Source organism: Nocardia sp. NPDC005998, assembly GCF_040614395.1.
Taxonomy (GTDB): domain Bacteria; phylum Actinomycetota; class Actinomycetes; order Mycobacteriales; family Mycobacteriaceae; genus Nocardia.
On the sequence record NZ_JBEXUI010000002.1, the window covers coordinates 26,566 to 52,567 of the forward strand.

Here is a 26,002-nt window from a genome sequence, read left to right on the forward strand (position 1 = left end):
AGCGTTCGACCTCACAGCACTCTCGGTTCGGATACGTCGGCGGCCACCGGCACGGCATCGCTGCGCTCGGCGTGCAGCATGCGCGGATCCGCGCCTGGCAGCACCGCCAATACGACATCGGCGCCGGATGCGGTCAGCACATCGATCAGACCGCCCTCGGCACGCAATTCGGCACTATCCGCTGGTGCGTCTATGACGACGACCAGCACCGGATCGTCCGCACCGAGCGCCGCCAGTTCGGACAGCGCATCCTCGATCCAGTGCGCGTTGTACAGATAGCGCGGCTGCTCCTCACCGGGTTCGGGTGCGATGAACCGAAATCCGCGCCGCAGTGGATAACCGGGTTCGTCGAGTACATACGCGGGCGAGCGGGTGGTCGTCTGGTAGCGCGTCGCGATCCCGGCATCGGCGAGTTCGGCCGCCAATCGCAGCGGCAGGTACATCAGCTCTTCGTGCCCGAGCACGATAACGGGGCGTCCGGCGAAACCGTCGGCGAGCCGAACCCGCAGTGCCTCGGCCGCCTTCGCGAGCGCCGCCTCGAACGCATCGGTATCCGATCGCAGCATCCCGTGCCTGCCGCCCTCCGGCACCGCAGCGGGCCAGGGCAATTCCAGCTGATCGAACGAACCACGATGCGCCGCAGTCGGATTCAATTCCGGATCCGGCATCGCGGATACCGTCTCGACCAGACCATCGGGCAGCAGGGTGCGCCCCGAAGCCAGGCATACGGTGTCGATCCGCGCACCCAATTCCGCGGCCGCCGCCTCGAAGCGTGCCCGATCGTCCGCGGTCCGCATATCAACCAGCGACGCGAGCACATAATGCGAACGCGGCGAGAACGCGTGCAGTGCCCGCACCGCATCGATCGCGGTATCCCCGGTGGAGATTTCGTCGTCGACGAGCACCAGTGGCAGATCGTTGACGAAGATATCGGCGGGCGCGGGCTGGAGCATATGCGAGGTGGCGTGCGAATGCCCCTCCTCGAATCCGGTCAATGTGCTGGCGTCGGGCACCTCGCGACGGGTCGAGTGCAGATAGCACCCGGCTCCGATCCTGGCCGCCACACAATGCCCCAATCCCGTTGCCGTCTCGGCGAATCCGAGCACCACCGCCTCGCGTGCACCGAGTACGTCACGCACCAGGTCACCGAGCCGGTTGCCCGCGCCGAGTACCACGCGGGGATCGGTCGGCAGATGTTTGCCGAGCACGGTGGAGACCAGCAGATGCGCCCGGCGTGGATTGCGGCGCAGGCCGGGCTGGATCAGCGTCGCAATGGGCAGTTCGGCGGGCAGCACATCTACCGGAACACCGGCGCCGTGCGAGCGCTCATGCCGCAATTCGATGCCCAAATTCGCGGTCGCCCAGGCATCGGTGCTCATTCGGTCACCAACGCCGTCAGCAGATCGACGAAGGAGACACCCTTGTTCGCGACACCGAAAACCCGGGCCCGCAATAGCGTCTGGCGCGCCCAACTGCGATGCGGCCGCATTTCGTTCATCTTGTTCCGATAGCCCGATGCCGCCACCCCGCCGACGTCGACCTGGAGAATGTCGAGCGCATCGGAATACTCTTCGTGCGTTACCACCGATAGCGCGTGCACCGCCGCCACATGCGACGGATGGATCACCGTTTTGCCCTGGATCCCATTGGCCCGATCCAACGTGATCTCACGTAGTAGACCGTCCAGATCCCGGCTGACCAGATAGCGCCGGAACGGCACCGCATCGGATTCCTCGAACGGCGCGGTCCGCAGCAGCGGCCGGAACATCCGCTCATGGTCGGCGAAGTACTCCCAGACCGGCCCGGTGATCACGAAACCCGAACCGTCCGAACGGCCGAGGTAATTCACGATATCGGCGATGACATCGGCGACCACCCGCACGTCGTAGATCGTCAGATCCCGATCGCGCCGAATGCCGAAGGTCGAGCACATATCCGTGGCCCCGATGCGCACCGCGAGTATCCGCTCCCGGTGCTCGGCGAGTAGCGCCGCGATCTGCGTCAGCTCCTGATCCCGGGTCTGGCGGTGCACCAGCGCCGCCGATTCGAGTACCGGCATGCCGTATACCGGCCGGCCCAGCCGCTCCCCGGCGGCCTCGAGCGCCGCGAGATATTTCGGCCCGCTCGCACTGTCGAACTTCGGGAAGACGAAGCCGGTCAATGCCGCCGCACCGGTGCCGAGCTGCTCGACGATCTCGCAGACGGTATCCGCGTCACGAACGCGCACGAACAGCAGCGGATTCGGATCATCGTTGCCCGCAAGCAGATTCAGCGTCGCGACGGTCTGGTGTTTGGCGAACTCCAACTCGTGATCGGCGACCGCGTCCTCGAGATCGATGACCATCGAGCACACCCCGCGCGCGGCCCGTCTGCTGATGGTCATGGCGAGATCCGCCCGGGTCGCCGGTGCGTACAGGGTGGCGCCGAGTGCGATCGCCAAAAGTTCCCGATCGGCGTGATCGCCGAACGGTTCCGGTTGTCGATGGAAAAGGCGCCGTGCCTCCGGGCCGTGCAGCTGCCGGAAATGGCGTAGTGGCAATTGCTTTCGCAGGGAGATCTGTTGCTGGACGGCGATGCCCGCGGTCATCGTTGCGCTGTCCTCATCCCTTGTGGCGGTGGCCGCATACCCCTGGCCTCATTCTCGTCGTGGTCCTGCTTGTTTTCTCATTCGATCCACTACCCCGGCTACGAACTCCGCGACGGCATCCAATTCGGCCACATAGGCCCAGTAGTCGGGATGACGTCCCGACAGGTTTTCGGTGATTCGATCGATTCGGTCCACCTGTGCATCGAGCACAGATCCCCATTCGCCGACGAGCCCGCGGCTCACCGCGAGCATTTGCGCGTCCCGCAGCCGAAATCGTACGGCCTTGGCCTTTTCTTGCGGATTCGCACGGACCTCGCGCAGCAGTGTCAGCCGCTTTGTGACGGCGTCGACCTTCTGTTCGGCCTCGGCGAGGTAGCCCCGTGCAGATGTGGTCAGCTCAAGTGCAAACTCCGGATTGTTCTCGGCCGCCGCCGCACGTGCCCGGACCAGGGCAGCGTCGGCGGCATCGATGGCCCGTTGACTGTCCTGCCCATTGTTAGCCAGATCCGCCGAACTCGCAGCATTGAACTCGCGGAGCAGCTCCGAGTAGGCAGGCGCCAACCGTTCACCGCGGGTGCGCACGGCGGCGATTCTGGTGCCGACCGAGGTGATCGCATTGGCCGCGGCCCCAGCCCGGGATGGCGCCTGCGCCAACGCTTCTGCCAGCGCCTTCGTCGCCGATTCCAGGCGGCTGGCGGCCTCGCGGACGGTCGCCGCCGGTACCTCGGAGCCGAGGGCCTCCAGTGTGAGCAGCGACTCATCCACCGCCGCCGCACATTGCCGCACCGAGGGGTAGTCGGCGTATTCGGATTCGGCCGCCTGCCCGCGGACACCCGCCGCCGCGACCTTCACCTGCTGAGCGAATTGCGGCACCGTGCCGAGCACCGCGACCGCGTGCTCGAGTTGCGATTGATTGCCGCGATAGAACTCATCGACCGCGCGGGCCGCATCGGTCAGCTGCCGGACCAGGGTGTCCACCCGCAACTGCCCCTGCGGCATGGTAGTGCCGTCGCGCTCGGCATTGTCCAATTCCTCGGTGAATGCCAGATATGCGCCCGCGGCGTCATAGCACCGGCTGCGCACGGGTTCCCATTGCGCGCTCATCCGGCGCTCCGGGAACACCTGCGCACTGGCGTGCACCGCGGCGTCGGCCGCACTCTGGCGCTGATCCATATCGAGAAACGCGGCCGCCAGCGTCGACCGGGCTTGCGAAATCCATTCGGTGTTCCCGGACGACCGGAACCATCCACGCCTGCGGCCTGTCACGCCCCGATGTTAGGCGGTGTACCACTCCGCCGTGCTTAGCTCAGTTCCTACGCAAGTCCGGGGAAACCTACTACTGTCGTATGGCGTACCCGGCGATTCGGACATGCTGGGAACCACAGACGTCTATTGAAAGGGATCCCCGAATGGGTGTCAGTCTGTCCAAGGGCGGCAATGTCTCGCTGACCAAAGCGGCGCCGAACCTTACCGCTGTCTCCGTCGGGCTCGGGTGGGATATTCGTACGACCACCGGAACCGACTTCGACCTGGATGCCAGTGCGATCGCGACCGGTGCGGACAAGAAGGTTGTGTCCGACAAGCACTTCGTCTTCTTCAACAACCTCAAGTCGCCCGAAGGCTCCATCGAGCACACGGGCGACAACCTGACCGGCGAGGGCGAAGGCGATGACGAGGTCATCAAGGTCGACCTGGCCAACACCCCGCCGACCATCGAGAGCATCTTCTTCCCGGTCTCGATCTACGACGCGGACACCCGCCAGCAGTCGTTCGGCCAGGTGCGCAACGCCTACATCCGCGTGGTCGACCAGGCCAACGGCGCCGAACTGGCCCGCTACGACCTGTCCGAGGATGCCTCGACCGAGACCGCCATGGTCTTCGGTGAGCTGTACCGCAATGGTGCCGAATGGAAGTTCCGCGCCATCGGGCAGGGCTACGCCTCGGGTCTGGCCGGTATCGCCCGCGACTACGGCGTGAACGTCTAAGACACCAGCTGTAACAGGGGGCTCGGCAACGGGCCCCCTGTCCGCGTGTCCACGGAACGATTTGCCGCAGCGCACCGTTGGACAATCGACGGTTCCGCGTCCACGCTGGAACCATCATCGCCACCGCGGGTTGCACGGCCCTCGGGTTACATCAGCTACAGGCGCGCTCGGACAAACATTCGACCGCCGCACGGAAAGGGTCTCCGCGTGGTTCTGCGAATTTTCGGGATGTCCATCGGCGTCACGGTGATATCGCTCATCGTCGCATTCCTCTACGGCGGGCCGACCGCGCTGGCGCTGGCCGCGATCCTCGGTGTGCTCGAGGTCTCACTGTCGTTCGACAACGCCGTCATCAACGCCACTGTGCTGGAACGCATGAACGAGTTCTGGCAGAAGATCTTCCTCACCATCGGCGTGGTGATCGCGGTATTCGGTATGCGGCTGGTCTTCCCGCTGGCGATCGTGTGGATCACCGCGGGCCTGCACCCGGTGAAGGCCTTCGACCTGGCACTGAACCCGCCCGCCGATGACGCACTGGTATTTCCGGACGGCAGCCCGAGCTATGAGAAGCTGCTGACCGACGCGCACCCACAGATCGCCGCATTCGGCGGCATGTTCCTGCTGCTGCTGTTCCTGAACTTCATCTTCGAAGAGCGCGAGATCACCTGGCTGTCCTGGCTGGAGAAGCCGCTGGCCCAGCTCGGCAAGCTGGACATGCTCTCGGTGGTGGTCGCCAGCGCCGGATTGATGCTGACCGCGGAGTTCATCGCCACCGACGAGCAGCGCGCCACGGTGCTGATCGCCGGACTGCTCGGCATGATCACCTACATCGTGGTCGACGGGCTCGGTTCGCTGTTCCACACCGAAGAATTCGAAGAAGGCGCCGACGGCGGTCCGTCGCAGCTGGTCAAGGCCGCGGGCAAGGCCGCGTTCTTCCTGTTCCTGTACCTGGAGGTGCTGGACGCGTCGTTCTCCTTCGACGGTGTCATCGGCGCCTTCGCCATCACCTCCGACCCGATCATCATCGCGCTCGGCCTCGGTCTGATCGGCGCCATGTTCGTCCGCTCGATCACGGTGTACCTGGTGCGCAAGGGCACGCTGTCGGAGTACGTGTTCCTGGAGCACGGTGCGCACTGGGCGATCGGCGCGCTGGCGATCATCCTGTTCGTCTCGATCGGTGTGCACATCAACGACCTCTTCACCGGTCTCGTCGGTGTGGCGTTCATCGGCGCGGCATTCATCACCAGCATCATCAAGAACCGGCGCGAAGACGCCGACGAAGTCGACAGCGAACGAGAGCCCACCCCGGTGGGCTGAACTCCGTGGTTCACCGCGCCGGCACGGGCTGGGGTCGCGCGACCACGGGCGTGGGGCGTCGCGATGCGAACACCATGCCGATCAGTCCGACGCCGAGTCCGGCGGCGGCCAAGGGACGCAGCGGCTGATCGATGAACAGCCAGGCCAGGATGGCGGTGACCGCCGGAGTCGCGAAGAACAAACGGCCGACCCGCGTTGCCTCCCAACGCTTCAGCATCGCATTCAACAACAGGAATGCGACCATCGAATTCACCAGCACCATCCAGGTGAGCGACTCGGCGAATCGCGTCGCATCCCAGATATGCAATTGTCCGGTCGCCCAAGCGAATACGCCCGCAACCGGTGCGCTCGCGGCCATATGGATCGCGGTCGCCGCGCGCGAATCGACCTGCGGGACGAAGCGTTTCTGGTAGATCGTGCCGACGCTGAGGCCGAGCAAGCCAACCACGCACAGCAGCAGACCGACCAGCGACATGCTCGATTGATCGAGCACCGCCAGCCCGACGCCGATACCGCCGATACCGAAGCCGAACCACTGGCGCGCGGTGACGGTCTCGCCGATGAATCCGGCCAGCAATGCGATGACCACCGGATTCAGGCCCTGCACCAGGGCGATGATCGCGGCCGAGACGTGCAGGCTCATCGCGGTGTAGAAGGCGCCGAACTGCACGATCTGCATCAGCAGTCCCGCAATGACGACATGTTTGACCTGACCACCGCTCGGCCAGCTGGCCCGAATCACGGTGGCGTACACCGCGAGTAGCACCGCGGCGACGGCGAACCGCGCGAACAGCACCATCATCGGCGGGGCGGCACCGACGCCGACCACTCCCGCGATGAATGCGCTGCTCCACAGCACGACGAACAGTGGTTGCATGCCCGCCGCGAGCGATGGCTTGCCGGTCGCTCGGAACAACGGGTCCAAGAGCTGCGTCTTCACGTGCACTCCTCGATCGACCATGACAGGCCGGATAACCATCTAAGACGGTTACTAACCTCGCACCTGCGCACGTAACCTGTCAAGGTGGTTACTATGAGAGGGTGTTCGCCTTCGTGAGCGGTAACCTCGCCTTGGATTTCGCAGGCACGGTCAAGGCCCGTGCCTCGACCTTCGACGACTTCCTCAGCACGCCAGCGGATCTCGATACCTGGCTGCTCGCCGCCGACCTCCTCGACACCGCACCGCACTGCGATGCGGCGATACTCGACCGTGCCGTGCGCCTGCGCGAAGCGGGCTACCGACTGGCCCTGGCCGCCGCCCGCGACGAACCGTTCGCCGATGCGGACCGCGATACCGTCAACGAGTTCGCCCGCGGCGCACTCCCCCAGGTCACGTTGCGCGACGATGCGACGATCGCCCGGCACGGCGATCCGGACGCGGCACTGGCCGCGATCGCCCGCTCCGCCGTCGAAATGCTCGGCGGCCCCGAACGCGGTCTGGTCAAGGAATGCGGGCGCCTCGAATGCACCCGCCTGTACCTCGACACCTCACGCGGAAAGTCGCGCCGCTGGTGCGATATGACCCTTTGCGGCAATCGCGCCAAAAGCGCCGCGTTCCGCGCCCGGCACGCCGACTGACCCGATGCGCTCAGCCGCCGAGGCCGATGCGGTGCGCGTAGGCGATGGCCTTGGCGCGGTCGCGGACCTGGAGCTTCGCGAACAGCGAACCGATATGGGTCTTGACGGTGCTGATGCCGATGAACAACTCCTTGGCGATCTCGGAGTTGTTGTGGCCCTTGGCCATCAAGGTGAGCACTTCGAGTTCACGAGCGCTGAGGCCGATTTCCGGACCACTGCGCCGAGGCGACGACGGCCCGACGGTTTGCGCCGCGAGCGCAGCGACGAGCCGCTGCCCGACCTCGGCGGCGAAGGTCGACTGGCCACCAGCGACGGACCGTACCGCCGTGGCGATCTCGCGTCGGCCCGCGTCCTTGGTCAGATAGCCGCGCGCACCCGCGCGCAGCGCACCCGCGATCGATTCGTCATCGGCGTAGGTGGTCAAGACCAGCACCGCGGTACCCGGATGGTCCGCCGCAATCGCGGCCGTCGCGGCCACACCGTCCAGCACCGGCATCCGCAGATCCATCAGCACGACATCGGGCGCACACCGCGCAACCAATTCGACCGCCTCGGCACCATCGCGCGCCTCCCCCACCACCTCGATATCCGGCAGCAGCGACAATACCGTGGTCAACCCTTCGCGCACGATGGTCTGGTCATCGGCGACAACCACCGTGATCACCTCCGCGGCACCATCATTCGCACCACCCATCGCCCACCCACCTTTCCCGCCACAACCGTCCCACCCAGCCCCCCGATCCTCTCCCGCATCCCGAGCAACCCGGCCCCCACCCCCATCCCCACCAAATCCCCAGCCCCTGAGCTGTGAGCCGTCGCCCCCTGCATCACCGCACCCGAGGTCGCTTCACCCTGCATCACCGCGTCCAGGGTTGCCACCGTCTGCGCCGCCGCACCCTGGGCCTCCACCCCCTTGGTCGCTGCACTGTGTATCGCCAAGCCCTGTGTCGCCACATTCTGTGCCGACCCACCCTGCATCACCGCACCCTGAGCCGTCATTCCCCACGCTCCCGCGTCCGGCGCCGCCGCGTCGTGCGCCACCACGGCCTGCATCTCCACGCCCTGGGTCACCGCACCCGGGGTCGCTTCACCCTGCGTCGCCACATTCTGTGCCGACCCACCCTGCATCACCGCACCCTGAGTCGTCATGCCCCACGCTCCCGCGTCCGGCGCCGCCGCGTCGTGCGCCACCACCGCCTGCATCTCCACGCCCTGCGCCACTGCACCCGGGGTCGCTTCACCCTGCGTCGCCACATTCTGTGCCGACCCACCCTGCATCACCGCGTCCTGAGCCGTCATTCCCCGTGGTCCTGCGTCCCGCGCCGCCGCGTCCTGTGCCGCGACGGTCTGCACCTCCACGCCCTGCATCACCACATCCTGAGTCGTCATGCCCTGCGCTCCCGCGTCCGGCGCCGCCGTGCCCTGTGTCACCCCGGTCTGCACCTCCACGCTGTGCATCGCCGCACTCTGCGTCGCCATGCCATGCGGCGCCACATTCTGTGCCGACCCACCCTGCATCACCACGTCCCGGGTCGTCATGCCCTGCGCTCCCACGTCCGGCGCCGCCGCGTCCTGTACCACCACGGCCTGCATCTCCACGCCCTGCACCACTGCCCCCTGGGTCGCCGCGCTCTGCATGGCCACACTCGCGTCCTGCATTGTCGACCGCGCATTCGCCGACAGCAGCCTGGTTCGGCGGGGCAGGGGATTGGATGCGGTCAGCTCGACCTGGTCGGCTTCGATGCGCAGTCGTAGTTCGACCTCCGTACCGGGTGCGTGTTTGCGGGCATTGGTCAAGGATTCCTGTGCGGCGCGCAGTAGCGCTGTGCTCACCTGTTCGTCGAGGTGGTCGGTGTTGCCCTCGCAGTGGAGTCGGAGTTGTCCGCCCGCGTCCCGGTGTTCGCGCGCCAGCCGTTCGAGTTCGGTTGGCAGCGCCAATCGTTCGGCGCGCAGTGCGCCGACGACCTGCCGCGCGTCCGCCAGACCGGAGGCGGCCAGCGCCCGCGAGGACCGTACCCGAGCACCGGCTTGTTCGGTCTCGCCCGCTTCCAGCAACGCATCCGCGGCGTCGAGTTGCAGGACGAGTCCGCCGAGCGTATGAGCTAATACGTCGTGCACCTCGCGGGCGATCCGGCCGCGTTCGGCCAGTGCGGCGGCCCGATCACGTTCGGCGCGAATCGCCCGGCTCTGTTCGACCAGCAGTCGATTCTGTTCGGCGCTCACCCGAAACTGCCTGCGGTTCACCCCCATCAGCGCCACCACCGCGATGGCCGCCAGCATTGCCGCGAATACCCCCGCCGGTGCCTGGGCCACCGGATACGAAATGCTCACCGCCAGTGCCGCCGTCGCGGTGAGCAGCGCACCGAACAGCGTCGAATGCTGAACCACGGCGAACCCGCCGTAGACCGCGGCGAGCATGGCCACCGAACTGCCGCCGTACTGCGCGACGGTGAGCCCGCCGAATACCACCATCAGCGCCAGTGCGATCCGGTTGAGCCGATGCCGGTCGGCGGGGGCCAGCGCCCAGGTCAACATGCCGATACCCGCGAGCCCGACCGCGAGTAATACGGGCACACCCAGATCAGCGAGGTGATAGGTGGGCAGGAACGCGGCCAGGGCGCCCGCCCCGACCAGGCGGAGCAGCCTGCTCAGAAGCGTGGGTGTCGATCCCGCGATCCCGCTGCCGAACATTGCCTCAGTGTGCCCGACTCATTGGCGACGCAACGGTCGACTTCTCGGCCCGAGCGGAGATAACGGCGATCCGACCGGCCCGGTTCAGGCCGAGCAGCAGCAGAATCAGCCCCGATGATGTCAACGAGGTCGCGCCGTACCCGACGGCGATCACGTCGACGCCAACGCGCACCGCGATCGAGACCAGCCACAGCGCCGACGCCGCGGCACCGGTCCGGACCAGCAGCGCACCCACCTCATCGCGCCGGAATCGCGACATCACACCCATCACGGCGCCGATCGCGAGCGATAACACCCCCTCGAATACCAGCAGCGCGATATCCAGCGTCCGCAGCGCACCGAGATCGGTCGATGTGCAGGCACCGAGCACTCCGATGAGCCCGAGGATCACCGGCAATCGCCACATCCGAACCGGATCGAACAGCCGCCACTGGTTCTGCCGGTAGATGATCCAGCCGAGTACGGCGAGCACGAGCACCGCGGTCACTGTGTTCTGCGAGGTCATGCCCACAACGGTGCGCGGATCGCGGCGGGCGCAGTACCACCCGTGGGTGGAATCCGGTACTAGGCCACGGGTACCAGGCCGCCGGTTTCCAACCGCGGTATCGGCGGCGGCGCGACCCGGGTTCCGCGCGGCACCGCCCGCACGAATATGAAGAAGAACACCACAAGGAGTACGGCACGCCCCCACACGCCGAACTGCACTACGTTCTCCATCAAATCCACCGAGCTACCGGATCCGATCGAATAGAAGTACCGGAACACCCCGATCCCGATCGTCGCATCGGCGACCAGATAGGCCCCGATCACCGGCCACGGCACCTCGAGCAGCACCAGGAACGGCACCAGCCACAGCGTGTACTGCGGCGAATGCACCTTGTGGAACAGCAGGAATCCGCACAGCATCGCGCCGCTGACCCCGATCCACGGGAAGGTGCCGGTCGAGGTGAATCGCTTCCAGCCCAACCACATCGCCAGCGCGAACGAGGTGAACACCAGCGTCGGCGAGGCGATCGACACCGCATGCTGAAATGCGGTCTCACTATCGGCGTCCTGACCGAACATCTGCCGAAGTCCCCAGTACCAAATGGAATTTGTGGTGATATCGGCCTGCCGCAATTGCTGGAAGGTGATCGATGCGCGCCAGCCCTCATAACCCGCGAGCGCGAAAGGCAGATTCACCAGGACCACCGTGCCGATGGCGGCACCCGCGGTCATCAGCGCACCGCGCACATCCAGCCGGGACGGCGTTGGACCATCCATATCGCGCTGGCCGCCCGTCAACACATACACCAGCAGCGGCAGTACGAAAATACCCGGATACAGCTTGAGGCAGAATCCGATGCCGAGCAATACGGCGGCCAGAATTCCCCTGGTACGCAACGAATATCGAGTCAGCGCGGTCACCACGTACACCGCGGCGACGGCCATACAGACCACGGGTAGTTCCCAGTTGTGGAATGCATAGAGCACCAATGGCGGCCCCGCCGCCCACAACAGCGCCGCCCGACCGGCCAGCCGGACCAGCAGCCAGGCGGTCAACAAGGCGAACGGCGCCAACAACAATGCCGAGTGCAGCAGGAATTCCGCGTCGTTATCGGCGCCGACCGCGCCGAGCCACATCAATACACCGCTGAGCACCGGATATTCGACCGCGCCGCCGGTCAGCATGCCGTCATCGGTGATTCCGCCGTCAATATAGGGAAAGACGTGCTGGTCGATATCGCGCCCCAGCCAAAGGAATTGGATATCGGAATAGCAGACATCCGAATCCTTGACCACATCGAAGATCGCACTGCGGCCATCCTCGCCGAACGGCGCACCCGCGCAACGCGCCTTGTTCAGATAGGCCAGCGCCAGCGTCAACCCGCACAGCAGCACCACCGCTGCGGCCAGCACTGTGGTGCGCTGTACGCGCCCCGCGATCACGTCGCTGGCGGCCGGTCGGGTCGACATGACGACCAGAGTAGGTGGCCGGGGCAGACCACGCCCGCGTCCCCCACGGTTGCCATCGCAACATCTGATCTCGTACGCACATGGGTAACTCATCGGGTACGCCCAGAACTCGCCCCAACGACCGGCCTCCGGCCCGCGACGCGACTATCGAGGCTCCAACGACCGGCAAAAGGCCCGGGGAGGCGGGGGAGCTTTCGCTGGTTAACGGGGGTTCATGTAGCCTTGTCGGGTTGCTGACGCAACGACCCTCCTGCCACGGACCGTCCGTGGCCGTTTCCTAGTCCACAGGAGGTGATTGGTCCGTGCGTCATTACGAAGTGATGGTTATCCTCGACCCGAGCCTGGACGAGCGCACTGTTGGTCCGTCGCTGGACAACATGTTGAGCGTCGTCAAGACCGATGGCGGCAAGGTCGACAAGGTCGACATCTGGGGCCGCCGCCGTCTCGCCTACGAGATCGCCAAGCAGGCCGAAGGCATCTACGCGGTGGTCGATCTGACCGCCGAGCCCGCCACCGTGAGCGAGCTCGACCGCCAGCTGGGTCTCAACGAGTCGGTGCTGCGCACCAAGGTTCTGCGCCACGGCAAGTGACCCTCGATTGCGTCGGTGCCTATCTCTAGGCTCTAGCGCAACAGGTGCACTGCGGACTGCATACCGAGCAGGAGGAACCACATGGCAGGCGACACGGTCATCACCGTCATCGGAAATCTGACGGCCGACCCCGAACTTCGATTCACGCCCGCGGGCGCTGCGGTGGCGAATTTCACCGTCGCATCGACTCCCCGCGTGTTCGACCGTAATTCGAACGAATGGAAAGACGGCGAAGCGCTGTTCCTGCGCTGCAACATCTGGCGTGAAGCTGCGGAGAATGTCGCTGAAAGCCTGACCCGAGGCGCCCGCGTGATCGTGAGCGGACGGCTGAAGCAGCGCTCCTACGAAACCCGCGAGGGTGAGAAGCGCACGGTCGTCGAGCTCGAGGTCGACGAGGTCGGTCCCTCGCTGCGTTACGCCACCGCGAAGGTCGCCAAGGCCAGCCGCGGCGGCGGGGGCGGCGGCTTCGGTTCCGGCGGCGGCGGCGGCAATTTCGCTCCTGCCGGTGGTGGTGGCGGCAGCCGTTCCGGCGGCGCCGACGACGACCCGTGGGGCAGCGCACCCGCGGCGGGCTCCTTCGGGGGCGGCCGCGTAGACGACGAACCGCCGTTCTGAGAACGGCTCACCTCGGCCTGAATTGCTTTCGGTAGCGACTGCTCGCAGATCGCTCGAAACGATCGGCCCATCATTTATTACGGAGTAACCATGCCTAAAGCGCCCGCGCGCGAAAAGGTGCTGAAGAAGAAGGCTTGCACCTTCTGCAAAGAAGCCAAGTCCGGCACCGTCAATATCGATTACAAGGACACCGCCCTGCTGCGGAAGTACGTCAGTGATCGCGGCAAGATCCGCGCTCGCCGGGTCACCGGCAACTGCGTGCAGCACCAGCGCGACGTCGCCGTTGCCGTCAAGAACTCGCGTGAGGTAGCCCTGCTGCCGTACGTGTCGACGGCTCGCTGAGAAGGGAGACATCGCAATGAAGTTGATTCTGACTGCTGATGTGGACAACCTCGGTGCCCCCGGTGACACCGTGGAGGTCAAGGACGGCTACGGCCGCAACTACCTGCTGCCGCGCGGCCTGGCCATTGTCGCCACCCGTGGCGCTCAGAAGCAGGTCGAGGGCATCCGTCGGGCGCAGGACGCGCGCAAGGTGCGCGACCTGGACCACGCCAACGAGCTGAAGCAGGCCATCGAGGGCCTGGAGTCGGTTTCGCTGTCGGTCAAGACCGCGGGCACCGGCAAGCTGTTCGGCTCGGTGACCCAGTCCGACATCGCCGCCGCCATCAAGTCGGCCGGTGGCCCGATCGTCGACAAGCGCAGCATCGAACTGCCGAAGTCGCACATCAAGACGGTTGGCAAGCACAACGTCGCGGTGCATCTGCACCCCGATGTGGTCGCGAAGTTCGACCTGCAGGTCGCCGCGAACTGAGTTCATTCGAAGGCCACTCTTGTGTTTCGACACAAGGGTGGCCTTCGACTGCGCCGCCTCGGGCCAGAGTGTGGTCGCGGCCTGAGCCATGGGCGTAATCCTGCAGATAGCCGAATATTTGCGAGAGGCCGGAACGGTGATCTGGACCATCCTCGGCAAATTCGGCTATCGGCTCTACCACCTGTTATTCGACTTGTGGATCGTCGAGAAAACCAACCGGCCGCTACGTGATCCGGGACATACCCGTAGTACACACTCTGTTTACCCAACACGCCCGGCTGTTCAACTGGACCGACACGCCGACACTTCATTCATCCACACGTGGACAGATTTGGAAATCGATATCTATCTGCATGTTTGAGCGGCGTGACCTGGGTTTTCCCCAAGTAGTACACAGGGGGTGCACATCGTTGGGTAAACAGTCCCCAACTTATCCACAGGCGTGTGCACAGTCCGGTTTGGCGAGTCCCCATCGGGTCGCCTAGGTTCGTCGCATTGTCATGAACGAACCTCCGGATCGTCATGATCCGGGAGCTGTCACACCGGTTTGCTGGAACCGCGGGTGAGCCTGTCAACGGGGAACTCGCACACCATGGTTCGACGTCCCGATGTGTCGGTACCCGGGAGTACAACGAGTGATCAATAGGGTCAGCCGGTAGGCGGCGGTTTCGAGCGATGTGCACGCGGTCGCCGTTTCCGAGCGGCCTTTGATGTATGTCGCTAGCGGCGAGAGAGGACGGTCGAGTCTGGTGACTACCACCGATGACCGCGGGCATACGGACTACCCGCCCGAACCGCCCGGCGAGGACTTCGGCAGGCAGCCGCCACACGATATGGCGGCCGAGCAGTCCGTATTGGGCGGCATGCTGCTGAGCAAGGATGCGATCGCCGACGTCGTCGAGGTGCTGCGCCCCGGCGATTTCTACCGCCCGGCGCACCAAGCGGTCTACGACACCATCCTCGATCTCTACGGCCGCGGCGAACCGGCCGACCCGGTCACCGTCGCCGCCGGTCTCGACCGCCGCGGCGAACTCAAGCGCATCGGCGGTCCGCCCTATCTCGTCACCCTCACCCAGACGGTCCCCACTGCTGCCAACGCCGGTTACTACGCCGAAATCGTTGCGGAGAAGGCGATCCTGCGCCGCCTCGTCGAAGCGGGCACCCGCATCGTGCAATACGGCTACGCGGGTGCCGACGGCCAGGACATCGCCGAGGTCGTAGACCGCGCCCAGGCCGAGGTCTACGAGGTCACCGAACGCCGCACCACCGAAGACTTCCTCCCCCTCGAGGAACTGCTCCAGCCCACGATGGACGAAATCGACTCCATCGCCTCCCGCGGCGGCATCTCCCTCGGCGTCCCCACCGGCTTCACCGAACTGGACGAACTCACCAACGGCCTACACCCCGGCCAAATGATCATCGTCGCCGCCCGCCCCGGCGTCGGCAAGGCCTTGGCCCTCGACACCCCCCTGCCCACCCCCACCGGCTGGACCACCATGGGCGAGGTCCGCGTCGGCGACGAACTCCTCGACGCCCAAGGCCGCCCCACCCGCGTCCTGGCCGCCACCGAGGTCATGACCGACCGGCCGTGCTACGAGGTCGAATTCTCCGACGGCACCGTAATCGTCGCCGACGAGCAGCACCAATGGCTCACCGAATCCGGCCTGCACAACGGCAACCGAGCCGTGCGCACCACCAGCGAAATCGTGCACACCCTGCGTGACATCGACGGCGACCTCAACCATGTCGTTCCGGGCACCCGACGGTCCGCTCCGCGCCACATTGTGGATGTCCGCAAGATCGACACCGTCCCGGTGCGGTGCGTTGAAGTGGGCAATGCGGATCACCTGTACCTGGCCGGAGCGTCGATGGTGCCCACGCACAACTCGACCCTCGGCATGGACTTCATGCGCAGCTGCTCGATCAAGCACGGTCTGGCCAGCGTTATCTTCTCGCTCGAGATGAGTCGCACGGAAATCGTGATGCGGCTGCTCTCGGCTGAGGCGAAGATCAAGCTGGGCGATATGCGTTCGGGCCGGATGAGCGATGACGACTGGACCAAACTCGCTCGCCGTATGAGCGAGATCAGTGAGGCGCCACTGTTCGTGGACGATTCGCCGAACCTGACGATGATGGAGATCCGCGCCAAAGCGCGCCGTCTGAAGCAGCGCCACGACCTGAAACTCGTTGTGGTGGACTACCTCCAGCTGATGACTTCGGGAAAAAAGGTCGAATCTCGTCAGCAGGAAGTCTCGGATTTCTCGCGAAATTTGAAGCTGCTGGCCAAGGAGTTGGAAGTTCCGGTCATCGCGATCAGCCAGCTGAACCGCGGTCCCGAACAGCGAACAGATAAGCGTCCCATGGTGTCCGACCTGCGCGAATCGGGCTGCCTCCCGGCTTCGACGCGCATCCTGCGTGCGGACAGCGGTGGTGAGACCACCCTCGGCGAGTTGCTCACAAGCGGGGAGCAACCGCTGGTCTGGTCGCTGGACGATCGCATGCGGATGGTTGCGCGGCCGATGGTGAAGGTCTTTCCCAGCGGGCGCAAGGAAGTGTTCCGGCTGCGGCTGGCTTCGGGGCGAGAAGTCGAGGCCACTGGCAACCACCCGTTCCTGACGGTCGATGGTTGGATCCCACTGGAAAAGCTGGCCGTAGGCGACCGCCTCGCCACTCCGCGTATGGTGCCTGAACCAGTGCACACCGAGCGGATGGCGGACTCCGAGATAATCCTGTTGGCGCACATGATCGGTGACGGCTCATGCGTCAAGCGCCAGCCGATCCGCTACGCCAGCATCGACGAGGAGAACCTCGACGCGGTAACCACCGCGGCCCGGCACTTCGGCGTGACGGCGGTACGGGACGAGTACGCGGCTGCCCGCGTGACAACCCTGCGACTGCCCGCGCCCTATCGACTCACCCACGGCAAGCGCAATCCAATTGCCGCCTGGCTCGACGAGCTGGGACTCTTCGGATTGCGCAGCTACGAAAAATTCGTTCCGCAGCAGGTGTTCTCGCTGCCGAACGATCAGATCGCACTGTTCCTGAAGCATTTGTGGGCCACCGACGGCTCGGTGCGTTGGGATGCCAAGGGAGGCCAGGCTCGCGTCTACTACGCCTCCACGAGCCGCCGCCTGGTCGATGACGTGGCACAGCTACTGCTACGACTCGGCGTACATGGACGAATCAAGAATGTCCGCAAGGCGGGTTATCGCGACTGCTGGCACCTCACCATCGATGGGGCGGATAATCAGACGATCTTCCTACGCGACATCAGTGTTCACGGCGCACGCGGACAGGCCGCGCAATCAGCCCTCGCCGAACTGGAACCGATGGTGCGCAATACGAATGTCGACACCGTCCCCAAGGAAGTCTGGGCCCAAGTCCGCACTCTGCTGGCAACCAAGCACATGACTCACCGAGAGTTCTCGGCCGCCATGGGCTCCCGCTTCTGTGGTTCCACCATGTGGAAGCGCTCCCCCAGTCGCGCCCGTCTCGCCCGCGTCGCCGCCGTCCTCGACGATGCCGACATCGAAATGCTGGCCACCAACGACGTCTTCTGGGACAAGGTCGTCGAAATCACCGGCCTGGGCGAACAGGACGTCTACGATGGCACCGTGCCGGGAACGCATAACTTTGTGGCACAAGGGATTTCGGTACACAACTCACTGGAACAGGATGCGGACATGGTCATCCTGTTGCATCGACCCGATGCGTTCGAGCGGGACGACCCGCGCGGTGGTGAGGCCGACCTTATCGTGGGCAAACACCGTAATGGTCCGACTGCCACGATTACCGTTGCGCACCAACTGCATTTGAGTCGGTTCGTGGATATGGCGCGCGGCTGACAGATCTGCAAGCTGGTACCCACCGGCCGTGCGGGGGACGCGCGTGATCGCTTTGACCAGCAGGCCCTTACGCCGCTGCTGGCGCCCAGGACGTCGCGCTCAGACGCCGCTTTCGTGGCGGGAACTGTAGCTGCGCTCGGCGATCTGGACGAAGCTGCGGATCAGCGGGCTGTGAGCGGTTTTCAGCCACGCGATGACGAGATGGCTCGGCGGGCGGTCGGGGAAGGGGACGATGACGAGGCCGGAGGGCAGCGGCTGGTCGATCGGGGCGAGCGCCGATGTTCCGTTCCATATGACCGCTTGCAGGCATTCCTGGATCGTCCGCATCGCCGGTGCTGCGTCGTCGTGTGCGCCGCAGGTCCAGTAGGCGGTCCATGCCGGATCTGCGCCGGATGGCAACCGGACCCATCGGCGGCCGACCAGGTCGACCGGCGACACCGCAGTGCGATGGGCGAGCGGGTCGTCCGCACGCAGCACGACGCCGACAGGCACCGAGCGCAGGATGCGCATGCTGATTCCGTTGTCGTCGAAGGGGGTTCGAGTGAGCGCCACGTCGACGAGCCCGGCGTGCAGCCCGGCCGTCGGTTCACCGAGATCGGCTTCGTGAACGCGAACGTCGACGTGCGGATGACGTGCCCGGAACAATGCCACCAGCCGACCGTCGACGTGCGCGGCGGTATCCGCCAGCGTCCCGATGGTGAGGGTCGCTGACCCTGCGCTGGCGGTCACCCGGTCGCGGATCCGGTCGGCTCGCTTCAGCAGCGCACTCGCCTCGTCGTACATCGTTGCTCCGGCCGGAGTCAGGACGACGCCCTTCGGGGTGCGCTCGAGCAGGATGACGCCGAATTCGTCCTCTAGCTCCCGGATGGCCCGGCTCAGCGGCGGCTGTGTCATGTGTAGGCGGTTCGCCGCCCGGCCGATATTGCGCTCCTCCGCCACCGCTACGAAGTACCGGAGCAAACGAAGGTCCACCGCAACACGATACCTACGCGGTATGGCGGATGCGGAGATGGTCTTGGACAGCCGGCCCGGTCCCGGAGAACTGTTGAAAGCGTAGGGCCGACAAGGAGATCCACGCTCATGACCAACCACACTCTCAGCATCGGATGCTTCCGATACGACACCACCCGGGCGCTTTTCGACGAGAGCGCCAGCGTGGACGGCAGCACTGTCACAATGGAAACCGCGGCCACCCTGCCGGAGATCTTCGAACGGCTGATCCGCGGAAACGAGTTCGACATCGCCGAACTCGGGCTCACGTTCTACCTGCGCCTGCTCGAAACAGGATTGCCGTACGTGGCGCTGCCGATCTTCCCGAACCGGGTGTTCCGGCACTCGTGCATCTTCGTCAACACCCACAGTGGCATCACCCACCCTGCCGCTCTCACCGGACGGACCATCGGGGAATTCGGCACGTATGGCCAGGATTCCGGCGTGTGGGCCAAAGGGATCCTCACCGACGAGTACGGATTCGAGCCCGAACAGAACCGCTGGGTGATCGGCGGCCTCGAATCTCCCACACCCCCTTTTGATTTCATCCCGCACCCGCATCCGGCCGATCTCGAGGTGACCGCCGCGCCCGAGGGAACGACATTGAGCGCGATGCTGGATGCGGGCGAGATCGATGCCCTGTTCTCGGCGAATGTTCCGCAGTGCGTGCTCGACGGATCTCCGAACGTCGCCCGGCTGTTCCCCGACTTCGAGCCACTGGAACGCGACTATCACCAGCGAACCGCGATCTTCCCGATCATGCACACCATCGTCGTCCGCAGGGATCTGCTGCACGAGCGCCCCGGTCTCGCGCAGGACGTCTATCGGGTCTTCTCCCAGGCGAAAGACGCTGCCGCTGAATACTATCGCCGCAACCGCAGACTGTACGAGGTCCAAACCATGGTGCCGTGGATGAACGCACTGGTCGAACGCAACGGCGAACAGTTCGGCGACAACTGGTGGCCCTACGGCATCTCAGCCAACCGCACCGCCCTCGACGCCTACCTGCGCTACCACTTCGAACAAGGCTTGTCGTCTCGACGGTGGAGGATCGAGGACGTTTTCGCCCCGGAGTTGCTCGACAGCTGAGAGTTCTCCCGGCCATGTGGCATCGAATACAGAGCAGCTTTCCTGCTCCGGGTGGCCTGGGGTCTTACCGTGCCCAGTCCGGTGTCCATATGTCATCGCTGGATGTCGTTCGGTATCTGGCCTGGAGGTAGTCGAGGAAGTTTGCGAGGACGGGGTGTGGATTGTCTGCTCGCCAGATCACCGAGAGTGGGTAGACCGGGGTCGGGTTGACGACGGGGATTCGGCGCAGGTCGTAGCTTTCCGGCCAGAGGTATCGGGAGCCTTCGCCGGCGAAGGTGGCGAGTTGGGGCGAGTCGGCGAGTTCGGCGAGGAGCGCTTCGATGCCGAACATCGGGCCGATCGTGTCGATGGTGAGTCCGAACGCGGCCGCGAGATCGCGGTAGTAGCCGATCGGCTCCGGATCGGACATGCCCGGCATCCAGATGGGGTGGTCGGTGAGTTCGGCCAGCGTCACGGATTTGGCGTTCGCCAACGGGTGTTTCGGGCCGACCATAAGTTCGTGTCGGTCGTCGATGACACGCGATGAGCGGAGTCCGGTCGGGACTTTGCGGGCGGAGTCGCGTAGGGATCTGAAGGTGGCGTCGAGGGTACCGGCGCTGATCTCGGCAAGCGCCGCTGCGGCGTCGGCGTTGGGCAGGGCGACGACATCGAGCTCGATATCGGGGTGCTGCTGGTAGAAGGCGTGCAGGACATTGGACGGTGCGATCCTGCGGCTGACGACGTCGATCCGCAGCGCCCTGCGTCCCGGTGTCACGGCCGCGGTGGCGCGTTCGGCGGCGCGGAGCAGTTCGCGGGCATGGGGTAGCAGTGCTTGTCCGTCGACGGTGAGCCGGACGCCCCTGGCGGTCCGCGCGAAGAGCTGTACGCCGAGCTCTCGCTCCAGGCTCGCTACTCGTTTCGAGGCCCCCTGCTGGGTGATGCGCAAATCGTCGGCAGCGGCTTGGAACTGGCCCGTCTCGGCGACAGCGACGAAGGTACGAACCGCATCGAGATCCATGAGGGAGAACCTAATCGCACAACGATGAGTTGTGGCACGCCGCTCGATCCGTTGTTGGTGTCGGCGTCCTTCAACCGGCTTCAATCCCGGTGGCAACAGAGCGTTGTCCCACGAGGTGTGAAGCGGAGTGAGCGAGTGCCGAATATCGGGCAGAGGACGAGACTGGGCCGGGCGTTCGGATGGTTGTGGGCCGCCTACGCGGTCAGCGCCTACGGAACCGGGCTCGGGTTCGGGGCATTCTCGGTCGTTGCCATTACGGTTCTGAACGCGAGCGCGGCAGAAGTGGCGGCCTTGTCGTCGTCCGGGCTGGCGCTCGGGGCGCTGCTGGCGGTCCCGCTCGGGCCGTGGATGGAGTTCCGCGCAAAGCGGCCGGTCATGATCGCCATGGACGTGATCCGCTTCGCGGCATTGGCATCGGTACCGCTCGCCTATTGGCTCGGTGTGTTGTCGTTTGCGCAGCTCTTGCTGGTCTCCATGGTCGCCGCGACAGCGAAGATCGCGTTCACGGCCGCCAGCGGCGCCTACCTCAAGACCATCGTCCCCGCCGACGGACTGCTGGTGGCCACCAGTCGTTTCGAGTCGACCACCTGGTCGGCCACGGTCATCGGACCACCCTTGGGTGGCGCCGCAATCGGGCTCTTGGGTCCGGTGACCACCGTTGTCATCGATGCGGTGAGCTACCTCCTCTCGGCGCTCGGCATCAGCGCGATCACCGAACCCGAGCAGCCGCCGAAGCCGCAGCACACGCGAACGCGCCGGTGGAGCGATATCGCCGAGGGGTGGCGCTACATCCTCACCCACGACACGCTGCGTCGATTCTTCTTCAACGCCATGCTGGTCAACGGGCTGATCATGGCCACGGAGCCGCTGTTATCGGTGCTGATGCTGTCCCACTTGGGATTCCCGGTCTGGGAGTACGGGCTCGCGTTCGCCGTTCCGTGCATCGGTGGCCTGATCGGGTCACGACTCGCCCGCCGCATCGCTGCCCGCCTCGGCGAACAGACGGTGCTGCGCGTCTTCGGCGCGCTACGCGCCTGCTGGCCCCTCGGGCTGGCGTTCATCCGGCCCGGCCTCACTGGGCTCGTGATCGTGATGGTCACCGAACTCGGCCTGATCATCTGCGCCAGCATTTTCAACGCCGTCTTCGCCGCCCACCGATTGAACACCACCGCCACCGACCGCCACGCCCGGGTACTCACCGCCTGGTCGATCACCACCAGCACCAGCATCGCCGCAATCACCGTGCTGTGGGGCCTACTCGCACAACTCACCAGCCCGCGCACAGCAATTGCGCTGGCCGGGATTCTGCTCCTCGGCACGCCGTTCCTGCTGCCGCGCCGGATCGCCACACCAGAACCGGCCAGCCCGATTCCGCCGAACCAAGCGCCGGTTCCCTCCGGCGATAGAGCATGACCCACACGACGCCATCCACGACCAGCGGGTCCGGGGCATCGACTAGGCCGCTACGAATTGCCGGAGGGGACCGCCATGATCCCGCTGGTCGAGTACCTCGGGAAGGTCAAGACACCTGAATCTCACGATATTGCGTTGAAGTACTCGACGGACCCGCCCGCGGAAAAGCGATCAAGGCGTTGGTCCAGATGAAAGCCACTGGTGTGCGGCACCTGATCGAACCGCTCGTCCACGACCGAGCTCCCGTAGTGCGCAAACAGGCCCAGCGCACCATCGCGAAGCCGCCTCGCCTCAGCGAGTGAATCCAATTGCGGTGCAACATGTTCCGCTATCTGATCCGCGGATCGGCTATCCGGTGACTTCAGCGGCCAATGGACCCGGGGGGTGGTTGGAAGGTTCGGCGGTAGGTGGAGGGGGTGGTGGTCAGGGATTTCCAGAATTGGTCTCGCATGGTTACGGGGCTGCCGTAGCCGCAGAGGGTGGCTATGTGGTCGATGGTGAGGTCGGTGGTCTCGAGGAGGCGTTGGGCCATGGCCAGGCGTTGGGTAGCGATCCATTGGGCGACGCTGGTGCCGATGACCTTTCGGAAGGTGCGGGTAAAGGTGCGGCGGCTCATCAGGGCGTGGGCGGCGAGGCGATCGACGGTCAGGTGTTCGCCGAGGTTTTCGATCGTCCATTGCAGGGTTTCGGCGAGCGGATTGCCCGAATCCGTTGGCGGCAGGGGATGTTCGATGAATTGCGCTTGTCCGCCGGCACGGTGTGGTGGGGCGACGATGCGGCGGGCGACGCGGTTGGCAAGTTCGGCGCCGTGCTGGCGGCGCAGCAGATGTAGGCAGGTGTCGATGGCCGCGGTGGTGCCGGCGGAGGTGACGATATCGCCGTCGTCGACGTAGAGCGCCTCTTGATTCAGCCGCACGTCCGGGAAGCGGCGGGCGAAGACATCGGCCCAACGGGATGCCGATCGTGGTGGTCCAGCACACCGCACCCACCGGCGCGCCGATCTTCGATCGCGGCACCGCGGGATGGCAGCTGCACCGCTCGGTGGCCGAGCGGCATTACGATCTCGCCCTGGAAAAGACCGTGCCGAGCGTCTTCGCCGAGCACGACCTCGAATCGTGGCTGCGGGAACGCGGCGTCGACACCATCGCCGTCGTCGGGTACCTGACCCATCACTGCAATAACGCGCTGATCACGCACGCGCACCACGCCGGATTCGCCACCGAACATCTCAGCGACGCGACCGGCACCGTACCGCTGACGAATGCCGCTGGTCAGGCCGACGCGGCAGATCCACCGCGTCCTCAATGTCGTGATGCACTCCCAGTTCGCCGCCGTCAGCACCACCGATCAGTGGATCGATCGCGTCGGCAACGCAACCGCAACACCGATCGGAAATCTGTTCGATTCCTACAACAGTTCTTTCGCCTCGGCGGCGCCGCGGTAACGAATACGTCCCGGTCACCGACACACCTCGTGACATATGGCCTGTCGGGGGGCCTGTCCGCCCATTTGTCGGATTTTGGATTGGGGAACTGGACATGGCTCTTCGGGAGTTCATCGCGCGCCATCGGCTGGCCTCGGCCGTTGTTGCGCCCGCCACGCTCGGGGTGGTGGCGATCGTCGCCGCCTCCTTCGCGCTGACATCGACGTCGCAAACTGCGGATACACAGCTCAGGGCCTCGGTGACGGAGTGCCACGACATGGTGACCATTTCGGTGGCCGGACGCCGTGACACTCCGGTCGAAGGCACCACGAAGCTGCTGGTCGGCGCCAATGGCGAGGAATTGCCCGCCGCGCTGTCGGATGACTATCACAGTCAGTGGGTCGACCCCGTCGTCAACGCACCCGCCGATAATGTCGATCCCGGCTCATATGCCGCGGTATACATCGCGTATCCGGCGAATATGGCCACCTACGAGGACGCCGTCAATGCCGGTGTCGCGAATACCGAACAGGTGATGCGGGAGATCAGCCAGGCCTGCCCGGACACCAAGTTCTCCATCGTCGGCTACAGCGAGGGCGCCGATGTCGTGCGCCGCGTCGCCATGACGGTCGGACATCAGACGCCCGACCAGAACGGTGCCTACGGAGTCGTCGATCCGGCCGATGTCGTCGGTGTCGTCATCCTCGCCGATGCCGGACGCTCGGCGGGCGACGGGCCGTTCCCGGGTGCGAAGGATCCGTACAGCAATCCCGACGGCTTCGACCAGAAATATCAGAGCGGCACCAAAGCGGTTGCGGGTCAGGGTGCACTGCCCGGCACCAGCGGCGACTTCGGGGCGCTGAACGGCAAGATCGCCTCGTTCTGCTCCGATGGCGATCTCACCTGCTCGGCACCGCAGAATATTTCGCTGCTGCAGTTGGTGGTCAATGTGGGTCGCCAGTTGAATGTCGACGCACTCGAACGTGATGGGCTCACCCCGGCGACCGGGCAGGACGTCGCGGTTGTCCTCGGCCGGATCGCGCTGGCGGCCTTCGCCGATATTCAGTCGCAGCCGAACTGGATGCAGAGCAACGAAACCTTCCTCCAGGTGCTGCTGCGGGTTTCCGATCCCGAGTACAAGCCGGGTCAGACACCCAAGCCCACCACGCAGGCGACGGCGATCGCGACCAACGACATGTCGCCACTGGCCTATCTGCCGCAGAAGGTGTTCAACGAGATCGTCGGTCTCATCGTGACGAACCAGAACACCATCCCCGTGATCATGAGCGACCCGTATCAGCTCACACTCGGGCCGAACGCGACCGGTCACCACTTCGACTACTGGCGCGACGCCGCCGACGGCAAGCCGCTGACCTCCGCCGAGTACGCGGCCGCCTGGCTCACCCATCTGGCGCAGCAGGCGCAGGCGGGTAAGACGGTCGATACCAGCGCAAAGCCGACGCCAGCGGATCTCGCCGCCGCATACCAGGCGGCGAGCTCCACGACCAAGACCAGCGAACCGACCAAGACCACGACCACGTCGCCGACGACCACCACCAGCACCTCGCCCGCGAAGTCCCCCGCGGCCAGCGCACAGCCGACGACCACGACGCCGCCCACCACGACGTCGAATGCGCCGACCACCCCGCAGGTGACGACAACACCACCGGCTCCGACCTCGGTCACCACCCCCGCCCAGACGACAAAGCCGACCACCACCGAACCGACCACCACCACCACCACCACCACCACCACCACGACAACGCAATCCGCGACACCGACCACCACCGCTACGCGCTAGCAGTCACCGCCGGTTTTCGATACGGGCCGCGGCGTTCGGCTCGGGTGGCCCGTCTCGCTCGCCAGAAGACTGGCGTGCGGGCCGCCTATCCGATCTGGATGACGCTCTTGCCTCGGTGATATCGATGCGGACCGAACCAGCGATGGCGAATGTCGCTGCGGCGCAGCGGGTTTCAGCGGTCAAAGGGATCGGATGGACGGAGTTCGGCTCGGGTGACCGCTCTCGCTCGCCAGAAGACTGGCGAGCGGGCCACCTATCCGATCCGGATGACGCTCTTGCCTCGGTACCGCCGTCGGTGAGATTCGCGACGGCGG

At 65.4% G+C, this 26,002-nt stretch carries 23 protein-coding genes and 1 pseudogene; 13 read left to right on the forward strand and 11 right to left on the reverse strand.

Annotation, left to right across the window (positions count from 1 at the left end):
* Positions 1 to 11: 11 nt before the first annotated feature.
* The 3 genes from ABZ293_RS03745 to ABZ293_RS03755 are packed head-to-tail and all read right to left on the reverse strand — an operon-like array spanning position 12 to position 3,853.
* Positions 12 to 1,379 (reverse strand): phosphoribosyltransferase family protein, encoded by a 1,368-nt coding sequence (locus tag ABZ293_RS03745; RefSeq protein ID WP_355177177.1) that lies wholly within the window; start codon positions 1,377 to 1,379, stop codon positions 12 to 14.
* Positions 1,376 to 2,587, reverse strand: a complete 1,212-nt coding sequence (locus ABZ293_RS03750; protein WP_355177178.1) for an HpcH/HpaI aldolase/citrate lyase family protein — start codon at positions 2,585 to 2,587, stop codon at positions 1,376 to 1,378. Before ABZ293_RS03750 ends, ABZ293_RS03745 begins: the two co-directional genes overlap by 4 nt.
* 48 nt (positions 2,588 to 2,635) lie before the next feature.
* Positions 2,636 to 3,853, reverse strand: coding sequence for a hypothetical protein (locus ABZ293_RS03755; RefSeq protein WP_355177179.1), 1,218 nt, complete (start codon positions 3,851 to 3,853; stop codon positions 2,636 to 2,638).
* Between the two features lie 143 nt (positions 3,854 to 3,996).
* Here ABZ293_RS03755 and ABZ293_RS03760 point away from each other — a divergent pair, with 143 nt between their 5' ends.
* Both ABZ293_RS03760 and ABZ293_RS03765 read left to right on the forward strand, forming a co-directional pair.
* A complete protein-coding gene (locus ABZ293_RS03760; protein ID WP_354961413.1) occupies positions 3,997 to 4,572 on the forward strand; it encodes a TerD family protein in 576 nt (191 codons plus the stop codon).
* Positions 4,573 to 4,779: 207 nt separating this feature from the next.
* Positions 4,780 to 5,889, forward strand: a complete 1,110-nt coding sequence (locus tag ABZ293_RS03765; RefSeq protein WP_355177180.1) for a DUF475 domain-containing protein — start codon at positions 4,780 to 4,782, stop codon at positions 5,887 to 5,889.
* 10 nt (positions 5,890 to 5,899) lie between these two features.
* Here ABZ293_RS03765 and ABZ293_RS03770 read toward each other — a convergent pair whose 3' ends face one another.
* Positions 5,900 to 6,829: a DMT family transporter gene (locus ABZ293_RS03770; RefSeq protein WP_355177181.1), complete on the reverse strand. Its 930-nt coding sequence runs from the start codon at positions 6,827 to 6,829 to the stop codon at positions 5,900 to 5,902.
* Positions 6,830 to 6,930: 101 nt separating this feature from the next.
* On the opposite strand from ABZ293_RS03770, the gene ABZ293_RS03775 reads away from it, so the two are divergent.
* Positions 6,931 to 7,467 (forward strand): ABATE domain-containing protein, encoded by a 537-nt coding sequence (locus tag ABZ293_RS03775; RefSeq protein WP_355177182.1) that lies wholly within the window; start codon positions 6,931 to 6,933, stop codon positions 7,465 to 7,467.
* Positions 7,468 to 7,477: 10 nt separating this feature from the next.
* Here the strand turns inward: ABZ293_RS03775 and ABZ293_RS03780 are convergent, their stop codons facing one another.
* The 4 genes from ABZ293_RS03780 to ABZ293_RS03795 are packed head-to-tail and all read right to left on the reverse strand — an operon-like array spanning position 7,478 to position 12,114.
* A complete protein-coding gene (locus tag ABZ293_RS03780; RefSeq protein WP_355177183.1) occupies positions 7,478 to 8,161 on the reverse strand; it encodes a response regulator transcription factor in 684 nt (227 codons plus the stop codon).
* A complete protein-coding gene (locus ABZ293_RS03785) occupies positions 8,128 to 10,158 on the reverse strand; it encodes a histidine kinase (protein ID WP_355177184.1) in 2,031 nt (676 codons plus the stop codon). Before ABZ293_RS03785 ends, ABZ293_RS03780 begins: the two co-directional genes overlap by 34 nt.
* 4 nt (positions 10,159 to 10,162) lie before the next feature.
* On the reverse strand, positions 10,163 to 10,663 hold the full coding sequence (locus tag ABZ293_RS03790; RefSeq protein ID WP_355177185.1) for a hypothetical protein: 501 nt from the start codon (positions 10,661 to 10,663) through the stop codon (positions 10,163 to 10,165).
* Positions 10,664 to 10,722: 59 nt separating this feature from the next.
* Entirely contained in the window at positions 10,723 to 12,114 is a 1,392-nt protein-coding gene (locus ABZ293_RS03795) for a hypothetical protein (protein ID WP_355177186.1), read from the reverse strand.
* Positions 12,115 to 12,416: 302 nt separating this feature from the next.
* On the opposite strand from ABZ293_RS03795, the gene rpsF reads away from it, so the two are divergent.
* The 5 genes from rpsF to ABZ293_RS03820 all read left to right on the forward strand — a co-directional run bounded on the left by rpsF (position 12,417) and on the right by ABZ293_RS03820 (position 17,975).
* A complete protein-coding gene (rpsF, locus tag ABZ293_RS03800; protein ID WP_040697500.1) occupies positions 12,417 to 12,704 on the forward strand; it encodes a 30S ribosomal protein S6 in 288 nt (95 codons plus the stop codon).
* Between the two features lie 81 nt (positions 12,705 to 12,785).
* The gene (locus ABZ293_RS03805; RefSeq protein ID WP_355177187.1) at positions 12,786 to 13,319 is read left to right on the forward strand and encodes a single-stranded DNA-binding protein; all 534 of its coding nucleotides are present in this window, start codon (positions 12,786 to 12,788) and stop codon (positions 13,317 to 13,319) included.
* A 90-nt stretch (positions 13,320 to 13,409) separates the two neighbouring features.
* Complete coding sequence (rpsR, locus tag ABZ293_RS03810) at positions 13,410 to 13,661, forward strand: 30S ribosomal protein S18 (protein WP_040697505.1); 252 nt, start codon at positions 13,410 to 13,412, stop codon at positions 13,659 to 13,661.
* A 16-nt stretch (positions 13,662 to 13,677) separates the two neighbouring features.
* Complete coding sequence (gene rplI, locus ABZ293_RS03815; protein WP_355177188.1) at positions 13,678 to 14,130, forward strand: 50S ribosomal protein L9; 453 nt, start codon at positions 13,678 to 13,680, stop codon at positions 14,128 to 14,130.
* 749 nt (positions 14,131 to 14,879) lie between these two features.
* Positions 14,880 to 17,975, forward strand: coding sequence for a replicative DNA helicase (locus ABZ293_RS03820; protein WP_355177189.1), 3,096 nt, complete (start codon positions 14,880 to 14,882; stop codon positions 17,973 to 17,975).
* Between the two features lie 99 nt (positions 17,976 to 18,074).
* Here the strand turns inward: ABZ293_RS03820 and ABZ293_RS03825 are convergent, their stop codons facing one another.
* Positions 18,075 to 18,947, reverse strand: a complete 873-nt coding sequence (locus tag ABZ293_RS03825) for a LysR family transcriptional regulator (protein ID WP_355177190.1) — start codon at positions 18,945 to 18,947, stop codon at positions 18,075 to 18,077.
* 108 nt (positions 18,948 to 19,055) lie between these two features.
* Here ABZ293_RS03825 and ABZ293_RS03830 point away from each other — a divergent pair, with 108 nt between their 5' ends.
* On the forward strand, positions 19,056 to 20,054 hold the full coding sequence (locus tag ABZ293_RS03830; RefSeq protein ID WP_355177191.1) for a 4,5-dihydroxyphthalate decarboxylase: 999 nt from the start codon (positions 19,056 to 19,058) through the stop codon (positions 20,052 to 20,054).
* Between the two features lie 64 nt (positions 20,055 to 20,118).
* Here ABZ293_RS03830 and ABZ293_RS03835 read toward each other — a convergent pair whose 3' ends face one another.
* Positions 20,119 to 21,051 carry a LysR family transcriptional regulator gene (locus tag ABZ293_RS03835; protein WP_355177192.1) on the reverse strand — a complete coding sequence of 311 codons (933 nt, stop codon included), beginning with the start codon at positions 21,049 to 21,051 and terminating at the stop codon, positions 20,119 to 20,121.
* A gap of 135 nt (positions 21,052 to 21,186) precedes the next feature.
* Between ABZ293_RS03835 and ABZ293_RS03840 the strand changes: the two genes are divergently transcribed.
* A complete protein-coding gene (locus ABZ293_RS03840) occupies positions 21,187 to 22,464 on the forward strand; it encodes an MFS transporter (protein WP_355177193.1) in 1,278 nt (425 codons plus the stop codon).
* Positions 22,465 to 22,825: 361 nt separating this feature from the next.
* Here ABZ293_RS03840 and ABZ293_RS03845 read toward each other — a convergent pair whose 3' ends face one another.
* Complete coding sequence (locus ABZ293_RS03845) at positions 22,826 to 23,380, reverse strand: helix-turn-helix domain-containing protein (RefSeq protein ID WP_355177194.1); 555 nt, start codon at positions 23,378 to 23,380, stop codon at positions 22,826 to 22,828.
* A gap of 38 nt (positions 23,381 to 23,418) precedes the next feature.
* Between ABZ293_RS03845 and ABZ293_RS03850 the strand changes: the two are divergent.
* From ABZ293_RS03850 to ABZ293_RS03860, 3 genes and pseudogenes are all read left to right on the forward strand, one after another.
* A pseudogene (locus ABZ293_RS03850) lies at positions 23,419 to 23,661 on the forward strand (isochorismatase family protein); the annotation flags it as partial.
* A gap of 64 nt (positions 23,662 to 23,725) precedes the next feature.
* A complete protein-coding gene (locus ABZ293_RS03855) occupies positions 23,726 to 23,908 on the forward strand; it encodes a hypothetical protein (protein ID WP_355177897.1) in 183 nt (60 codons plus the stop codon).
* Between the two features lie 94 nt (positions 23,909 to 24,002).
* Positions 24,003 to 25,688 carry a cutinase family protein gene (locus tag ABZ293_RS03860; RefSeq protein ID WP_355177195.1) on the forward strand — a complete coding sequence of 562 codons (1,686 nt, stop codon included), beginning with the start codon at positions 24,003 to 24,005 and terminating at the stop codon, positions 25,686 to 25,688.
* Positions 25,689 to 26,002 lie beyond the last annotated feature (314 nt).